13 protein-coding genes are annotated in these 14,768 nt (G+C 70.0%); 5 read left to right on the top strand and 8 right to left on the bottom strand.

The features are described from left to right. Position 1 precedes the first annotated feature (1 nt). Positions 2-1,624, bottom strand: coding sequence for an extracellular solute-binding protein (locus ACQPYZ_RS30330; RefSeq protein ID WP_433162106.1), 1,623 nt, complete (start codon positions 1,622-1,624; stop codon positions 2-4). A 47-nt stretch (positions 1,625-1,671) separates the two neighbouring features. Between ACQPYZ_RS30330 and ACQPYZ_RS30325 the strand changes: the two genes are divergently transcribed. The 4 genes from ACQPYZ_RS30325 to ACQPYZ_RS30310 all read left to right on the top strand — a co-directional run bounded on the left by ACQPYZ_RS30325 (position 1,672) and on the right by ACQPYZ_RS30310 (position 5,450). After that, on the top strand, positions 1,672-2,748 hold the full coding sequence (locus ACQPYZ_RS30325; RefSeq protein ID WP_433162105.1) for a sialidase family protein: 1,077 nt from the start codon (positions 1,672-1,674) through the stop codon (positions 2,746-2,748). Positions 2,749-2,762: 14 nt separating this feature from the next. Beyond that, complete coding sequence (locus ACQPYZ_RS30320) at positions 2,763-3,698, top strand: dihydrodipicolinate synthase family protein (protein WP_433162104.1); 936 nt, start codon at positions 2,763-2,765, stop codon at positions 3,696-3,698. A 26-nt stretch (positions 3,699-3,724) separates the two neighbouring features. Next, positions 3,725-4,435, top strand: a complete 711-nt coding sequence (locus ACQPYZ_RS30315) for a FadR/GntR family transcriptional regulator (RefSeq protein WP_433162102.1) — start codon at positions 3,725-3,727, stop codon at positions 4,433-4,435. 154 nt (positions 4,436-4,589) lie between these two features. Continuing rightward, positions 4,590-5,450: a DUF559 domain-containing protein gene (locus ACQPYZ_RS30310; RefSeq protein ID WP_433162100.1), complete on the top strand. Its 861-nt coding sequence runs from the start codon at positions 4,590-4,592 to the stop codon at positions 5,448-5,450. Between the two features lie 114 nt (positions 5,451-5,564). Here the strand turns inward: ACQPYZ_RS30310 and ACQPYZ_RS30305 are convergent, their stop codons facing one another. Both ACQPYZ_RS30305 and ACQPYZ_RS30300 read right to left on the bottom strand, forming a co-directional pair. Beyond that, a complete protein-coding gene (locus tag ACQPYZ_RS30305; protein WP_433162098.1) occupies positions 5,565-7,205 on the bottom strand; it encodes a DNA repair helicase XPB in 1,641 nt (546 codons plus the stop codon). Between the two features lie 45 nt (positions 7,206-7,250). Continuing rightward, the gene (locus tag ACQPYZ_RS30300; RefSeq protein WP_433162097.1) at positions 7,251-9,536 is read right to left on the bottom strand and encodes a helicase-associated domain-containing protein; all 2,286 of its coding nucleotides are present in this window, start codon (positions 9,534-9,536) and stop codon (positions 7,251-7,253) included. Between the two features lie 96 nt (positions 9,537-9,632). Between ACQPYZ_RS30300 and ACQPYZ_RS30295 the strand changes: the two genes are divergently transcribed. Then, positions 9,633-10,409 carry an alpha/beta fold hydrolase gene (locus tag ACQPYZ_RS30295; protein WP_433162095.1) on the top strand — a complete coding sequence of 259 codons (777 nt, stop codon included), beginning with the start codon at positions 9,633-9,635 and terminating at the stop codon, positions 10,407-10,409. Here the strand turns inward: ACQPYZ_RS30295 and ACQPYZ_RS30290 are convergent. The 5 genes from ACQPYZ_RS30290 to ACQPYZ_RS30270 all read right to left on the bottom strand — a co-directional run bounded on the left by ACQPYZ_RS30290 (position 10,396) and on the right by ACQPYZ_RS30270 (position 14,621). Then, positions 10,396-10,764 (bottom strand): DUF427 domain-containing protein, encoded by a 369-nt coding sequence (locus ACQPYZ_RS30290; RefSeq protein WP_433162094.1) that lies wholly within the window; start codon positions 10,762-10,764, stop codon positions 10,396-10,398. The genes ACQPYZ_RS30295 and ACQPYZ_RS30290 overlap by 14 nt on opposite strands. Positions 10,765-10,833: 69 nt before the next feature. Further along, entirely contained in the window at positions 10,834-11,619 is a 786-nt protein-coding gene (locus tag ACQPYZ_RS30285) for a metallophosphoesterase (protein WP_433162092.1), read from the bottom strand. An 84-nt stretch (positions 11,620-11,703) separates the two neighbouring features. Next, positions 11,704-12,465 carry a hypothetical protein gene (locus ACQPYZ_RS30280; protein ID WP_433162091.1) on the bottom strand — a complete coding sequence of 254 codons (762 nt, stop codon included), beginning with the start codon at positions 12,463-12,465 and terminating at the stop codon, positions 11,704-11,706. Positions 12,466-12,515: 50 nt separating this feature from the next. Then, positions 12,516-13,136: an SIMPL domain-containing protein gene (locus tag ACQPYZ_RS30275; RefSeq protein WP_433162090.1), complete on the bottom strand. Its 621-nt coding sequence runs from the start codon at positions 13,134-13,136 to the stop codon at positions 12,516-12,518. Positions 13,137-13,154: 18 nt separating this feature from the next. Next, positions 13,155-14,621, bottom strand: a complete 1,467-nt coding sequence (locus tag ACQPYZ_RS30270; protein WP_433162088.1) for a restriction endonuclease — start codon at positions 14,619-14,621, stop codon at positions 13,155-13,157. Positions 14,622-14,768: the final 147 nt, after the last annotated feature.

The following is a 14,768-nucleotide window of genomic DNA, read 5'->3' as shown; positions in this document are numbered from 1 at the left end:
CCTACTTCCCTGCCGCCTCGGAGAAGGCCTTCTCGAGCTCGGACCGCATCGCGTCGCCGCCCGAGGACTTCCACGTCTGGACCGCCGCCGTCCAGTCCGACACCGGCTTCTTGCTCTGCACGATCTGGCTCTCCAGGTCGTTCATCGTCTTGGTGAGCTGCGCCTGCTTCTTCGACTGCGTGTCGGAGTACAGGCCGTACGACGCGTCGTACACGAGCCGGGATGCCACCTTCTGCTGGATGGCGTGCTGCTTCTGCGGGACGTCGGGCTTGCCCGCCCAGTAGAGCGCGAGCGCCGAGTCGCTGATGTACTGCAGGCCGATGCCGGTCTCCACCACGCCGGTCTTCGTCGGCACCGGGTCGGTGCCCTGCAACGCGTAGTGGCGGCCGGCCACGCCGTACTTGCGGAAGAGGTACTCCTCGGTGCCGAACGGGGCGGCCATCCAGTTGGCGATCTTCAGCAGCGTCTCGGCCGAGTGCTTGCTGTCCTTGCTGAAGGCGGTCACGTTGTTCAGCGCCGAGCCCATCCAGGGCGCACCCTGGCCGCCGTCGAAACCGGGGACGTCGAGCATGTTCACCGCGAACGCGTCGCCGGCGGTGTTGTCGGAGTAGTACTGGTTCCAGGCGACGAAGCTGTCGTAGTCGAACGCCGCGATCCCACCGTTGAACCACTGCTTGCGGGCGCTGGACTTGTCGTTGAACGCGTCCGGGTTGACCACGCCGGCGGCGACCATCTTCCGGCCGGCCTCGAGGGCCTCGAGTTGCGCCTCGTGCTCGTACATCGAGGTGAACTTGCCGCCCTCCTCCTTCCAGATGTTCGGGATCTCGAGCATCTGCCGGATGGTCGACATCGGCACCCGGGTCCAGGCCCACTTGTTCTGCTTGGCCGCGGTCATCTCGGCCGCGAGGTCGAGGAACTCCTGGAAGTTCTTCGGCGCCGGGTCCTTGATCCCCTTGGCCTCGAGCAGGTCCTGGCGGTACAGCGGCAGCGAGGTCCGGGACATGCCGCGCGGCACCGGGACGCCGTAGATGGCGCCGTTGAAGACACAGCCCTTCCAGTACTCGGTCGGGATGTTCGCCAGGAACGGGTACTTCTTCACCGCGTCGCCGGACAGGTGCTCGGTCAGGTCCATGCACTTGGCCTTCACCAGGCCGGGGATCTGCACGGTGTCGACCGGGATGTTCAGGATGTCGGGCAGGTCGCCGCCGGCGATCCGGGTGGCGAACTTGTCCTTGTACTCGTCGTTCGACGCCATGCTGATCTGCAGCTCGGAGCCGAGCCGCTCGTTCACGGCCTGCCAGAACTGGTTCTTGTCCGCGGCCGGCGGGATCGCGCCCGGAATGTTGGTCATGAACGACACCGGCTTGCCGTCACCCGGCGTCTCGGTGATCGCGCGGACCGGGTTCGCCGGGTACTTCAGGAAGCCGTCGAGGACGACGTCGGTGCCGGGCAGGTCAGGCTTGATGTCGCCGAACTTGGTGTACGTCGGCAGTTTCACCGCCAGGTTCGCGGCGGCCGAGTTCTTCTTGTCCGAAGCGCACCCCGCCAGCAGCGGCGTACCGGTGACCGCGACAGCGGCGGCGGCCAGACCACCGCCGAGGAATGTTCTTCTGCTGACTGGCATGAGGCCTCACTTCCATCGGAGGGCCACACCATGACATAGTACGTCCTATGTCTTCAAGAGTCGGTGCCGCGGAAATCACCGCCGAGGTCGTCTTCGACCCGGAGGGGAGCGGCTATCACACGTTCCGGATCCCGTCCGTCCTGGCGCGGGGCGAGCTGGTGCTCGCCTTCTGCGAGGGCCGGCTGCACGGCTCCGGTGACGCCGGGGAGATCGAGGTTGTACTGCGCCGGTCGCTCGACGGCGGCCGGACCTGGCTGCCGTTGCAGGTGGTCTCGGCCGTGCCGGGCAAGACGTGCGGCAACCCCGTCCCGGTGATCGACCCGGCGAGCGGGGACATCGTCCTGGTCACGGTCGAGAACGGCGCGCACGCGGTCGAGATGTCGCTCGCCCGCGGCACCGACCCGGTCGACGGCCGCCGGGTGTTCGTCCAGCGCTCGGCCGACGACGGCGCGACCTGGAGCGACACCGTCGAGATCACCGCGCAGGTGAAGCCGTCCGACTGGGGCTGGTACGCGACCGGCCCGTGTCACGGGATCGCGCTGACGTCCGGGCGCCTCGTCGTACCGGCGAACCACTCATTCGTCCCGTCCGAGCCGGTCGACGATCTGATCCGGCTGAACGGCGGCCATTGCATCTACAGCGACGACGGCGGGGTGAGCTGGTCGGTCGGGTTCGTCGATCGCAACGACGGCGCCGAGATCAACGCCAACGAGACGACCGTCGCCGAGTTGCCGGACGGGCGGTTGTACTTCAACGCCCGCAACCATCAGGGCACCGGGCCGGCCCGCGTGCACGCGTGGTCCTCGGACGGCGGTGCGACGCTGGAGGCGCCGTACGCCGGGATCCCCGAGATCGCCGCCCCCGGCATCCAGGGGAGCGTGCTCGCGCTGCCCGACGGCCGGCTGCTGTTGTCGACCCCGGTCAACCCGACCAGCCGTCGCGAGCTGACCGTGTTCCTGAGCGAGGACTCGGGGCGGTCCTGGCGGCCCGCGCTCGTCGTACACGAGGGCATGGCCGGCTACTCCGATCTCGTCCTGCTGCCCGACGGCCGGGTCGGGATCTTCTACGAGGCCGGTGAGACCTCGTCCTTCGCCACTCTGCGGTTCGCCACATTCGCCCTTTGAGGTTGGGAGACCCCTTGACCGACTCCGCCCAGTTGACCGGCGTCGTACCGCCGCTCGTCACCCCGCTCACACCCGAGTACGACGTCGACACTGCTTCGCTGGCCCGGTTGATCGAGCACCAGTTGGCCGGCGGTGTGCACGGCGTGTTCGTGCTCGGCACCTCCGGTGAGGGCACCTTCCTGACCGACGAACAACGGCAGGTCGTGCTGGAGACCACGGTGGCGGAGGTGGCGGGTCAGGTGCCGGTGCTGGCCGGTGTCATCGACACGTCGACCGCCCGGGCCGGTGCACACCTGTCGGCCGCGCTGAAGGCCGGCGTGGACGGCCTGGTCGCGACCGCGCCGTTCTACGCCGCGACGCATCCGGCCGAGATCGAACGGCACTTCGTCCGGCTGGCCTCCCTGGCCGAGGACACTCCGCTGTACGCGTACGACATCCCGCCGCGGGCCGGGGTGAAGCTGCCGGCCTCGTTGATGATCTCGCTCGGCGAGCGCGGCGTGATCGCCGGCGTGAAGGACTCCAGCGGTCAGGAGACGAGCCTGCGTCAACTGGTCCTGGACCGCCGGGACACCGGGCTGTCCGGCTTCGCAATCATGACCGGGTCCGAGGTCACCGTCGACTCCTCGCTGGCCTTCGGCGTCGACGGCGTCGTACCCGGGCTGGGCAACGTGGACCCGGCCGGGTACGTGCGGCTGTACGACGCGGCGACCTCCGGAGATCCCGCGGCCGCCCGGGCCGAGCAGGACCGGCTGATCCGGTTGTTCGAGATCATCACCGTGGCGGACCGGAGCCGGATGGGTGCGAGCTCGGCCGCGCTGGGTGCGTTCAAGGCCGGGCTCTACCTGCTCGGCGTGATCGCCTGCCCGGTGACGGCGTACCCGTCGATCCCGCTGGACGACGCCGAGATCGCCGCGATCCGGCCCTTGCTGGACCGGGCCGGATTACACTGAACGGTTCCTAGACGAGGAGGCCGGCAGTGACGACGGGTGGGCTCAGCCGGGCACGGGGTGCGGCGGGGAATCAGACCTTCATCCGCGACCAGATGAAGTCGTACATCCTGGAACGCGGGCTGAAGGCGGGTGACCCGCTGCCGAACGAGCAGGAGCTGATGGCTCAGCTCGGCGTCGGCCGGCACCCGCTGCGGGAGGCGATGAAGGCGCTGCAGGCGGTCGGCATCATCGAGATCCGGCACGGGTACGGCACGTACGTCGGCGAGGTGTCGCTGCAGTCGCTGGAGGACGGGCTCGCGTTCCGGATGTCGCAGTCGATGGCCGGCGACCTCCGGGACGTGCAGAACGTCCTGGAGGTCCGCCAGGCGATAGAGGTCGGCCTGGCCGACGACGTGGTCGCCTACTTCAGCTCCCACGGGTACGGCACGCTGGAGCCGATCGTCGAACGGATGGAGGCCAAGGCCGACGCCGGCGAATACTTCCCCGACGAGGACTGGGCCTTCCACCAAGCCCTCTACGAGCCCCTCGGCAACGCCCTCGTCATCGACCTCCTGTCCGTCTTCTGGCGGACCTTCTCCCAGGTGGACGCCCGCTTGCCCGGCGCCCGCTACTCGCCCGCCGACGCCGCCGCCTGGCACCGCGACCTCCTGGTGGCCCTGGAATCCGGCGACCCCGACTCCTTCGCCCGCTCCATGAAAAAACACTTCAACGGCATCCACACCCGCCTAGGGGAGTAGGTCGTCGGCTCGACAGGACGTATATGTCCACTGGAGACCTGGCAGCCCGCCTCTGAGCGGGACGGGAAGAGTCTGGGAGGGACACTTCCTGTCGAGCTGTCGCCTGTGGACAAGGCACGACACGCGTCGACCGATCTCAGGCACCATCCTTCGGATGGAAACGCTCGCCGAGGTGCTGGTTCGACGTGGTGGTTGGGCATCGCTGTCCGAGCTGATGCAGGTGACGTCACGCCACGCGCTCGGAGCCGCACTCGAGCGGGGTGAGGTCCAGCGAATCACCCAAGGCATCTATGCCGTGCCAGGGTTGCCGGCCGACCAGGCAGCAGCTATCGCCTACGACGGTGTCCTCTCGCACACCAGCGCGGCGGCCGCGATGGGTCTTCCGCTCCTGGTGCGGCCAGAGAAGCCGCACGTCACAGTCCCCCCCAAGCGCCGTCCCCGCCCAGGACCGCCTGCGATTCTGCACTGGGCCGATACCGACGCCGACGATCGCCGGCACCGGATCACCTCGCTGCAACGGACCGTCGTCGACTGTGCCCGCATCCTCCCGTTCGCCGAGGCACTCGCCGTCGCCGATGCGGCCCTCGCCACTGGGCACCTGAGCCGGGACGAACTCCTCGCCGCGGCTGCCGCGCTAAGAGGCCCTGGTTGTCCGAACGCCCGCAGGACGGCAGCAGCCGCGACGCGCCTGTCCGGCAGTTTCCTCGAGAGCATGCTCCGGGCGCTCCTCATCGAGGAGGGCATCGACGGCTTCGAACCACAGGTCCTGGTGTCCAGCGGGCGTTTCCGGGCCCGGGTCGATCTGGGGCATCGCGAGGCCCGGTTGGCGCTCGAAGCGGACGGTTTCGAGTTTCACGGATCGCGGCGGGACTTCGCCGCCGACTGCCAGCGGTACGACGAGTTGGTGGCGGCCGGCTGGTTGGTCCTCCGACTCACCTACGAGCAGGTGATCGGCGATCCTGCCTGGGTCGTCGCAACCGTCCGTGCCGCCTTGGCGCAGCGCCTCTCCGGTTGACGGCCTGCAAACCGACAGGAGGTGTCCCCTCCAGAACCCCGGTTGCCGCCGCGGGCAAGCGTCGGGCATCACCGGGCGACCCGACACCTCCTGTCGAGCTGCAGAAAGCCGACATCAGGCGAAGAGGTTTTCGGCGTCGACGATGGTGTAGGCGTAGCCCTGTTCGGCCAGGAAGCGTTGGCGGTGGGCGGCGAACTCGGCGTCTACGGTGTCACGGGCGACGATCGAGTAGAAGCGGGCGGTGCGGCCGTCGCCTTTGGGGCGGAGGACTCGGCCGAGGCGCTGGGCCTCCTCCTGGCGGGAGCCGAAGGTGCCGGAGACCTGGATTGCGACCGACGCCTCGGGCAGGTCGATGGAGAAGTTGGCGACCTTGCTGACCACCAGCCTGGTGATCTCCCCGGCCCGGAACGCGTCGAACAGCCGCTGCCGTTCGCGGACCGTCGTCTCACCCTTGATCACCGGGCACTCGAGCCGTTCGCCGAGCTCGTCCAGCTGGTCGATGTACTGCCCGATCACGAGCAGCGGCTCATCCGCGTGGTGCTCGGCGATGCGTCGTACCAGCCGGGACTTGGCCGGTGTGGAAGCGGCCAGCCGGTAGCGGTCCTGCGGCTCCGCGGTCGCGTAGACGAACCGCTCGGTCTGCTCCAGGTCGACTCGCACCTCGACGCAGTCGGCCGGCGCGATCCAGCCTTGCGCCTCGATGTCCTTCCACGGCGCGTCGTACCGCTTCGGGCCGATCAGCGAGAACACGTCGCCCTCGCGGCCGTCCTCGCGGACCAGGGTCGCGGTCAGGCCGATCCGCCGGCGGGTCTGCAGGTCGGCGGTCATCCGGAAGATCGGCGCCGGCAGCAGGTGCACCTCGTCGTACACGATCAGGCCCCAGTCCCGCGCGTCGAACAGCTCCAGGTGCGAGTACACGCCCTTCCGGCGCGTCGTCATCACCTGGTACGTCGCGATGGTCACCGGGCGGATCTCCTTGCGGGCACCGGAGTACTCGCCGATCTCGTCCTCGGTCAGGCTGGTCCGGCGGAGCAGCTCGTCCTTCCACTGCCGCGCGGACACCGTGTTCGTCACCAGGATCAGCGTGGTCGCGGACGCCTGCGCCATCGCGGCCGCGCCGACGATCGTCTTCCCGGCACCACACGGCAGTACGACGACGCCCGAGCCGCCGTGCCAGAACGAGTCCACCGCCTGTTGCTGGTACGGGCGCATGTCCCAGCCCTCACGCACGAGCTCGATCTGGTGCGTCTCACCGTCGACGTACCCGGCCAGGTCCTCGGCGGGCCAGCCGAGCTTCAGCAGGGTCTGCTTGAGGTGACCGCGCTCCGACGGGTGCACCAGGACGGTGTCGTCGTCGACGCGGGCGCCGAGCATCGGCTTGACCTTCGCACTGCGCAGCACCTCCTCCAGCACCGGCCGATCGGTGGTGATGAGCACGAGCCCGTGCTGCGGGTGCTTCTCCAGACGCAGCCGACCGTAGCGATCCAGGGTCTCGGCGATGTCGACCAGGAGCGAGTGCGGGACCGGGTAGCGGCTGTAGCGCAGCAGTACGTCGATGACCTGCTCGGCGTCGTGTCCGGCTGCCCGTGCGTTCCACAGCCCGAGTGGGGTCAGCCGGTAGGTGTGCACGTGCTCAGGAGCACGCTCCAGCTCGGCGAACGGTGCGATCGCCTTCCGGCAGTCGTTGGCGTCCGGATGTGCGGTCTCCAGCAGAAGCGTCTTGTCCGACTGCACGATCAAAGGACCGTCTGTCACTACATCTCCCTCTCGCCTGTCCGACCTTCCATTGTGCCTCAGGCGTCAAACAACGGGCCGGGCGGTCGAGATGCGGTGCAGGGCGTAGGTCCTGGGCTGGTCGGCGCCCTCGTCGTACGCGGTCAGCCAGCCGTCGGCGACGCGGACCGGCTCGACGACGCGTTCGGAGGCGTTGCCGTTGTGGTCGACGTACGAGATCCACGTGCGAGTGTGGGCCTCGGCCGCGTTCGCCAGGACGCCGATGGTCTCGGCCGGTGCGGTCGGCGCGATCAGTCCCTCGTCGACGGGTCGTTCGGCGGCGATCCGGTCGCCGGCCCGGACCTTCTCGATCACGGCCTTCACCTGGTCGTCGGTGAGGTCGAGCGGGCTGTCCACGAAGTCCCGGCTGGTACGGCGGCGTGGCGCCTCTCCCCGCCTCGTCGCCCCGGCTGTCACGTGCACGACCCCGTCGAAGGTCTCCGCGAGCGGGGCCAGCCCGGCCTCACGCAGCCGGCTCAGCACCATGTCCGGCGGTGACGGCGACACCACGACCGTCGGGGCGAGCCGGCGGAAGCGGATCCCCGGCAGGTTCGAGGTCAGGAGATGTGTGAGCACGTCCTCGTCGTCGCAGCGCAGGTACGTCGACGCCGTGCCCAGCCGCAGTACGCCGTGCCGACGGGCAACGTCGTCGATGAGGTACGTCAGCGGCTGAGGGACCGGTGTGCGCGAGTGCTCGGCCAGCCACTTGTGCAGCTGGTCCGCTGTCCGGCCGAGGTCGAAGGCACGACGTACCGAGCTCTCACTGAATCGGTAGACACCGGCGCCGCCGTGGGACTCCACGTCGGCCATGGTCGACAGCTCGTCCTGCACGGCGCGGACCAGCGGGCCGGGCGCGACCGCAGTGAGGTCCGCCTGGAGCAGTACGTCGGACACCGGCTCGGGGACCAGTGCGCTGATGGCCGCGGCCAGCTCATCGGCCGTCGGCTCGGTCGCCAGCAGTGGTCGAGCGTGCTGTGCCAGCGCGCCGAGCCCGGTCAGGCCGAGCAGGGCGGCCTCGGTGATGGTCCACTCGACCAGCTCGTCCCGGAACTGCCCGCCGCGTCGCGGCCGGTGCCAGGCGACCCACGTGACCACGGAGTCGGCGGCGGGCGCCGTACCCGCAGCGGCCTCGGCCAAGGCTTGCAGCGTCAGCACACGGACCTCTGGCGCCAGGATGCGTTCCAGGTCGGGTGCGAGCGCGTTGATGAGTCGCTCGCGAGCTGCGGCGGTCGCTCCGCCGCTGTCGCGTCGGCCGATCAGACCGATCGCCCGGAGCCCGGTGAACCAGGCCATGACGAGCTGGGCCCACCGGTGTGCCAGGTCCAGCTCGAGCCAGTCGTCGTACGAGCTCGTCGGCAGCCAGAACTCGCTGGTGCCGACTTCCACGGCGGCAACGAGTCCGGCGGCGTAAGCGATCTCCAGCACGGCCGCAGCCGTCGGCTCCTCCACACCGATCTTGCCGGCCAGGTTGCGGAGCTCACGCACGCCGATGCCGCCAGTGCGCAGTACTGGAGGCGGCTCGGTGCCCAGCTGCTCCAGCGCACGGTCGACCTGCCGGACGAGGTCGAGCGCCGCCCCGGCCGCTGCCCGGTCGGCGATCGCGGCCGACACCGTCTTGCCGTCCAGCGGCGGCGGCACGGGCCGAGTGGACGCGAGCACGCGCCCGCCCCGCAGGTGCAGGCCGATCTGTCGCGGGAGCACGACGGTGTTCGGATCCTTCGGTACGACGAGGCCGCGCGCGAGCAGCCGCTCGACCGGCGTACGCGCCGTCGCGATCGTGACCGGACGTTCGGCCTTCTCCACCGAACCGGTCGGCGGACCCCACGTCAGCTTGTCCAGCACCGCCCTCGCGTCCGGGCCGGCCTCCTCGATCAGCCGGTCCAGATCACCGAAGTGCCTGGTAGTGACTGGGCCGAGCCCGGCGGGAGTCGGGCCGAGCAGCTCATGGACTGCGCGGATCGGCCGGAGATCGTCCTCGGTGCCCCATACGAGCGCCAGGTCGAGCAGTTCGGTCACGCGCGGTCGCACGACCTCGACCGGCTGGTCGACACCGGCCGCCAGCGCCGGCAGCTCCACCGGCTCCGGCAGCGCCGACAGCGCCTCGAGCAGGTCGACACCGAACTCGTCCAGCCGGTTGATCGCCCGCGCCGCCGACCCATTGGTCGTCGCCCGAGCGGCCAACTGACCCGTGTCCGCGGGAATCGGCACCGCCAGATCCGGCCGCCGCTGCAGCAACCGCCCGAGTGCAGCGTCGTCCCACGTACGCAACGCCTCAGCAAGCGTCCGTGGGCGGCTCGACTCGGTTGTGCTCATCCGTCCAACGGTACCTACTTCGGGGGACGGGCCGTGTCGAAGCCCGGCGGGTGGCTCCGACGTTCCGGTCGTCAGTGGCGACTCGAGGAGGAACAGATGGACAAGGTGACTTCGGCGGACGGTACGGCGATCGCGTACGAGCGCCAGGGCAGCGGCCCCCGGCTCGTCCTGGTCGCGGGGGCGTTGTGCGATCGCAACGCGCTGCGGCCGCTGGCCGACGAGTTGGCCGGCGACTTCGACGTGGTGACCTACGACCGGCGCGGTCGTGGTGACAGCGGCGACAGTACGACGTACACCGTCGAGCGTGAGGTGGACGACATCGGCGCGCTGCTCACGGCCCTCGGCGGTACGGCGGCGGTGTACGGCCACTCGTCGGGCGCCGGCCTGGTCGCGGTCGCCGCGGGGGCGGGGCTGCCGTTCACGCAGGTGGTGCTGCACGAGCCGCCGTACGGGCCGGACGACGCCGACACCGAGGACGAGGGCGCGGAGGTTCTCCGGCTGATCGAGGCCGGCCGGGGGCGTGAGGCTGTCGAGCTCTTCCTGATGCTCGCGGGTATGCCGCGCGAGGCCGCGCTGGAAACCGCGGCCGCGCCCGGCGTCGTCGACCTCGCGCACACCCTCGCGTACGACTTCGCGGTCATGGACCACGCGTCGCCGGGCGGCCGGATCCCGCTCGACCTGCTCGCGAGGATCAAGCAGTCGACCCTCGTCGTCGCCGGGACCGCGTCGCCGCCGTTCATGGTCGACGCGGCCCACCGGATCGCGAAGGAACTGCCGGCCGCGACGCTGGCCGAGCTGCCCGACCAGGACCACGTCGCGGCCGTCGAGGTGCTCGCACCGGTGCTGCGGGAGTTCCTGCTCAGTCGGCGATGATCTCGATCGACACCTTGTCCGGGTAGAAGGCCAGGTGGTCGCGGATGTCGGCGACCGCGTCGTACGGCTGCTCGTAGGTCCAGACCGCGTTCTTCCCGTCCCGGCCGGCGGGCAGGACGCTGTAGTACGACGCGGTGCCCTTGTACGGGCAGTACGAGTGGTGATGGGTGCGGTCCAGCAGCGTCAGGTCGACGTCGGCCCGCGGGATGTACTGGACGGCGGCGTAGCTCGCTTCCTGCAGCGACAGCGCGTTCCGGGTGTCCGCGATCACCTGGCCGCCGGCCTTCACCACCACCCGGTCGGGATTCTTCGCGACCGTGATCGGGTGGTCCGGTCCGGGAATCTTCTTCAGCATCAACGTCTCCCAAGGGCGTGGTTCACCGTCAACGTTTCAACAACCCGGGAGGGTGCGGACGCATTCCCGTCAGAGCTGTTCGAGTTCCACGACCAGGCAGGGGCCGCCGTCGAAGGCGCCGCCGTCGATGCCGAGGGCCAGGCCGTCGGCGTACAGGTGCGGTCCGGTCAGGTTCTCCGGGAGGATGCCGAGCTGGTCGGCGACGATGCTGTGGCCGTGCACGATCCGGTGACCACCGAGGTGCTGCAGCATGATCCGGGCGATCTCCGGTCCGCTCGGCCCGCGGAACGCGTACCGCGACGTCGTCCGCCGCCAGATCTCCCACCAGACCACGATGTCGTCACTGTGCAGGTCGTCGTACGCCGCGGCGTTGATCTGGTCGATCGTGTCGCCCCATTCGACGTACTCCGCGGTGTCGGAGTGCATCAGCAGGTGCCCCGCGTCCAGCCCGAGCATCGGCAGGTCGAGCAGCCACTCGACCTCCTCGTCGGTGAGCAGCTCCTGGTCGCGGTCCTGGCCGCCGTTCAGCGCCCAGGACCGCTCGAAGCTCCGGGTGGTGATGCCGTCGTGCGGGACGAACGTGCCGCCGAACTTGTGCATGCCGAGCGCGAGGATCTCGTGGTTCCCGAGCAGCACCCGGATGGCGCCGGCCGGCGCCTGGCCGATCAGCTCACGCACCATCCGCAGGACGCCGATCCCGTCCGGCCCGCGGTCGAAGAAGTCGCCGAGGAACCACAGCCGGGCGTCCTTCCCGGCCCAGTTGCCGTCGGCATCGGTCAGCCCGGCCTCCCGCAGTGACGCCCGGAGCTTCTCCGGGTGCCCGTGGATGTCGCTCACGGCGTAGACGGCCGTCATGTCGTCCCCGCGGGGTGGCTACTACCAGGCATGCGGTGAGGGTAGCCGCCCACCGGTCGGGGATGTCAGGACGCGCCGCAACGGTCAGGTGCCGCTGGTGGACGTGCCGAGCACCTTGCTCGCCTTGGTGTACGCCGCGAGCACCAGCTCCTCGATGTCCGAGGTGTCGAAGTCCATCGACAGCAGGACGTCGGCCAGCCCGGCGAAGGCGAACGTCACCTCGAGCCCCTCCAGCGGCCCGCTCGCCGCCGAGAAGCGCACGGCGACCGGGGTGGTGCCGGCCTTCGGCGCGGCCACCTCGGTGATCGACACCGTCGAGCTGCCCGCGCCCTCGATCGTCAGCTTGGCCTTGGGGCAGGCCTTCACGGCCGCCTTGACCGACGCGAGGTACGCCGTGGTCGCGGCCGCCGACGGCATAGCCTCGAGGGTCTCGCCGACGAACGGGCCGTTCTGGCCGCCGGAGAATCCCCGGTCCACAGTGACCTTCGCGCCCGGGGTCGTGTTCGCGTTGAAGAGCCGGACGAGCTTGGCGCACTTGGAGTTCGTCGACGACAATCCGCTCCCGTCGTCGCCCGCGGCCTCCGGATCGACCGCGAACCCGGCGGGCAGGTCCTCCAGCGCCAGCAACGCCTTGGTCAGCGTCGCCTTCGTCCGCACCACCGGCGCCGGCTGCACCGGCGTCGGGGTCGTCGGTACGGCGGACGGCGTACTGCTGCTCGTGGTCGGCGTCGGCGTGGCCGACGGCGTCGTGGCGGTTTCGGGTGACGAGTCGCCGCCGCAGGCGACCAGACTCAGCATCAGGCCGGCCGCGAGCACAGCCGAGACAACGGGTCGCTGCAACGCCATGAGTTCCTCCCCAGGACAGGTGCAACGAGTCTAGACCGGTTTGTGGTCCGTCAGGCCCAGGAGAAGTGCACTTCGAGGGAAACGTGCACGGAATGGTCGCCGGGGGTGATGTTGACGGCCGAGTCGAAAGCCGCCTTGGCGCCGAGATTGACGCCGTCGCGGAACGGGATGTGGCCGTGGGTCTCGGAGATCGACGTGACCGAGCCGAGGGAGTAGCCGGCCAGCGCGGCCAGCTCCTCGGCCTTGGTGCGGGCCTGACGGAACGCGAGCTCCCGGGCGCGGGTGAGCAGTTCGGTCTTGTCCTCGATGTCGAACTCGAGCCCCTGCAGTCCGAGACTGTTGCCCCCGGCATCCACCGCCGCGTTGAGCAGCCGGCCGAACCCGGTCAGGTCCTTCGTCCGCGCCGTCAGCGAGTGCGAGCCGCGGAACCCCGGCGACGGCTGCCCCGGCTCCCGGTACTCCTGGTAGACCGCCACCGTGCTGGTCGCGATCGCGTCGGCGTCGATCCCCTGCCCACGCAACGCGCCGATCACCGCGTCCGTCCGTTCCCCCACCTGCGCCACCGCGGCCGCCACATCCGGCGCCACATGCTCCACACTGAACGACACCCGCAGTACATCCGGCGCCGCACTGACCTGCCCCACCCCAACCACACTCACCCCAGTCTCCATACCCAGAGTCTGACACGGTCAGCTGGCGCGGCGGGGGTGGATTCGGGCGGGGATGTTGTGGTGGTGGCAGAGGGCGAGGAGGGCGGTGCCGTCGATGAGTTGGAGGGGTTTGCCGGTGGCGAACTGGTAGCTCGAGGGGCCGAAGCCGCTGGTGGTGATGAGGATGCCCTTGGTGGCGCCGGCATCGACGACGGTGCCGAACAGGTCGCGGACGGCGGACGGCGGGACGGTGCGGGTCCAGAGTTTGGCCTGGACGACGAACTTCCCGCCGGTGATCGGGCGCGGGTCGTAGGCGACGCAGTCGATCCCGCCGTCGTGGCCGCGCCGGAACAGCCGGGTCTCCAGGCCCATCCGGGTGAGCAGGTTCTGCACCAGGTGCTCGAACGACTCCGGGCTCAGGTCCAGCAGGTTCGGCCGGCTGTCGATCTCACTCAGTACGTCGACCGGCTCGATCGTCCGCGGATCCGCCAGGTCGAACTCCAGCACCGGCTCCACCGGCTGCAGCTCGTCCGGGTGCCGGGACACCTCCGCGGAGAAGTAGTGCCGGACGCACGCCACCGGGTCGAGCTGCTCGAGGACGAGCGCCTTGAACTGCTCGCGGGTCGCCCGCAACGTGATCAGGCAGGGCCGCACGGTCTGCCCCGTCGGCAGGTCCACGGCCTCGACCATCCCGTTGAACACCACCGTGTCGACCACGCCGTACCGGTCGCTGCCGAACACCAGGTGCAAGGCCCGCAACGCCAACTGGGCCACGAGTTGCTGGTACAGCAGCCGCACCTCCTGCGACGGTCGCGGCACCGCGGTCACCACGTCCTGCGCGCGGTCGTAGACGTACGACGCCTCGGTGGGTACGACGTCCACGCCGGGCAGCTCCCACTCGACGGCCAGCAGCGTCGACTCCGGCACATACCCGACCCGGCGCCGGCGCGGGAAGTCGAGCGGCTCGGGCACCTTGTCGAGCGCCTTCTGGAAGTACTTGCTCACCGCCGCGCGGTCCCGGCCCTCGACCGCCCGCTGGTACGCGTCGACCCGGGCGTGCTGCTCCGCGGTCACCTCGTCGAGCCGGCGCTGCTGCTCGGTCTGCTCCCGGAGCGCGCGGGTCACCCGCTCCCGCCGGTTCTCCTCGAACGCCCGGTGCCGCTCGATCGCCTCGGCGAACCGGTCCTCGGCCGCGTCCAGCCGGCGCGCGTACCGCCGTTCGGCGCCCCACCAGCGGAAGCGACCCGGCGGGTGCGGCACGAACGCCGCCCAGACCGGGCCGGGGTGCGGCTCGAGATCGGCCGGTGACACCGTCGGCGGTGCCCGCCGGGGCCCTCGTTTCAGGGTCTGCAGGTCGGTGCCGCGGACATCGACCGCGAGCGCGTCGGCGAGCACGTTGCCCAGGGCCCGGACACGCTCCACCACCGCAGCGGTTCGCTGGGCGGCCTCCGCGGAACGCCTCGGCGGCTGATCGCTGCGGGCCTGACCTTCCGGGGAACGGCCCATCACCTCACACCTCTCTCCTTCAATGTAACCGGCTCGCCACGCTCAGCGACCGAAATGACGGAGAGTTGGTAAGGACATTGCTTGCCGTCCACCCCCTGTTTCCTGCCGCACGTGCAGTTGCTCGCGCGTCCAGGGCGCGTGACGATG

This window comes from Kribbella sp. CA-247076 (genome assembly GCF_050942445.1).
Lineage (GTDB): Bacteria > Actinomycetota > Actinomycetes > Propionibacteriales > Kribbellaceae > Kribbella.
This window is presented reverse-complemented; position numbering and strand designations above follow the sequence as displayed.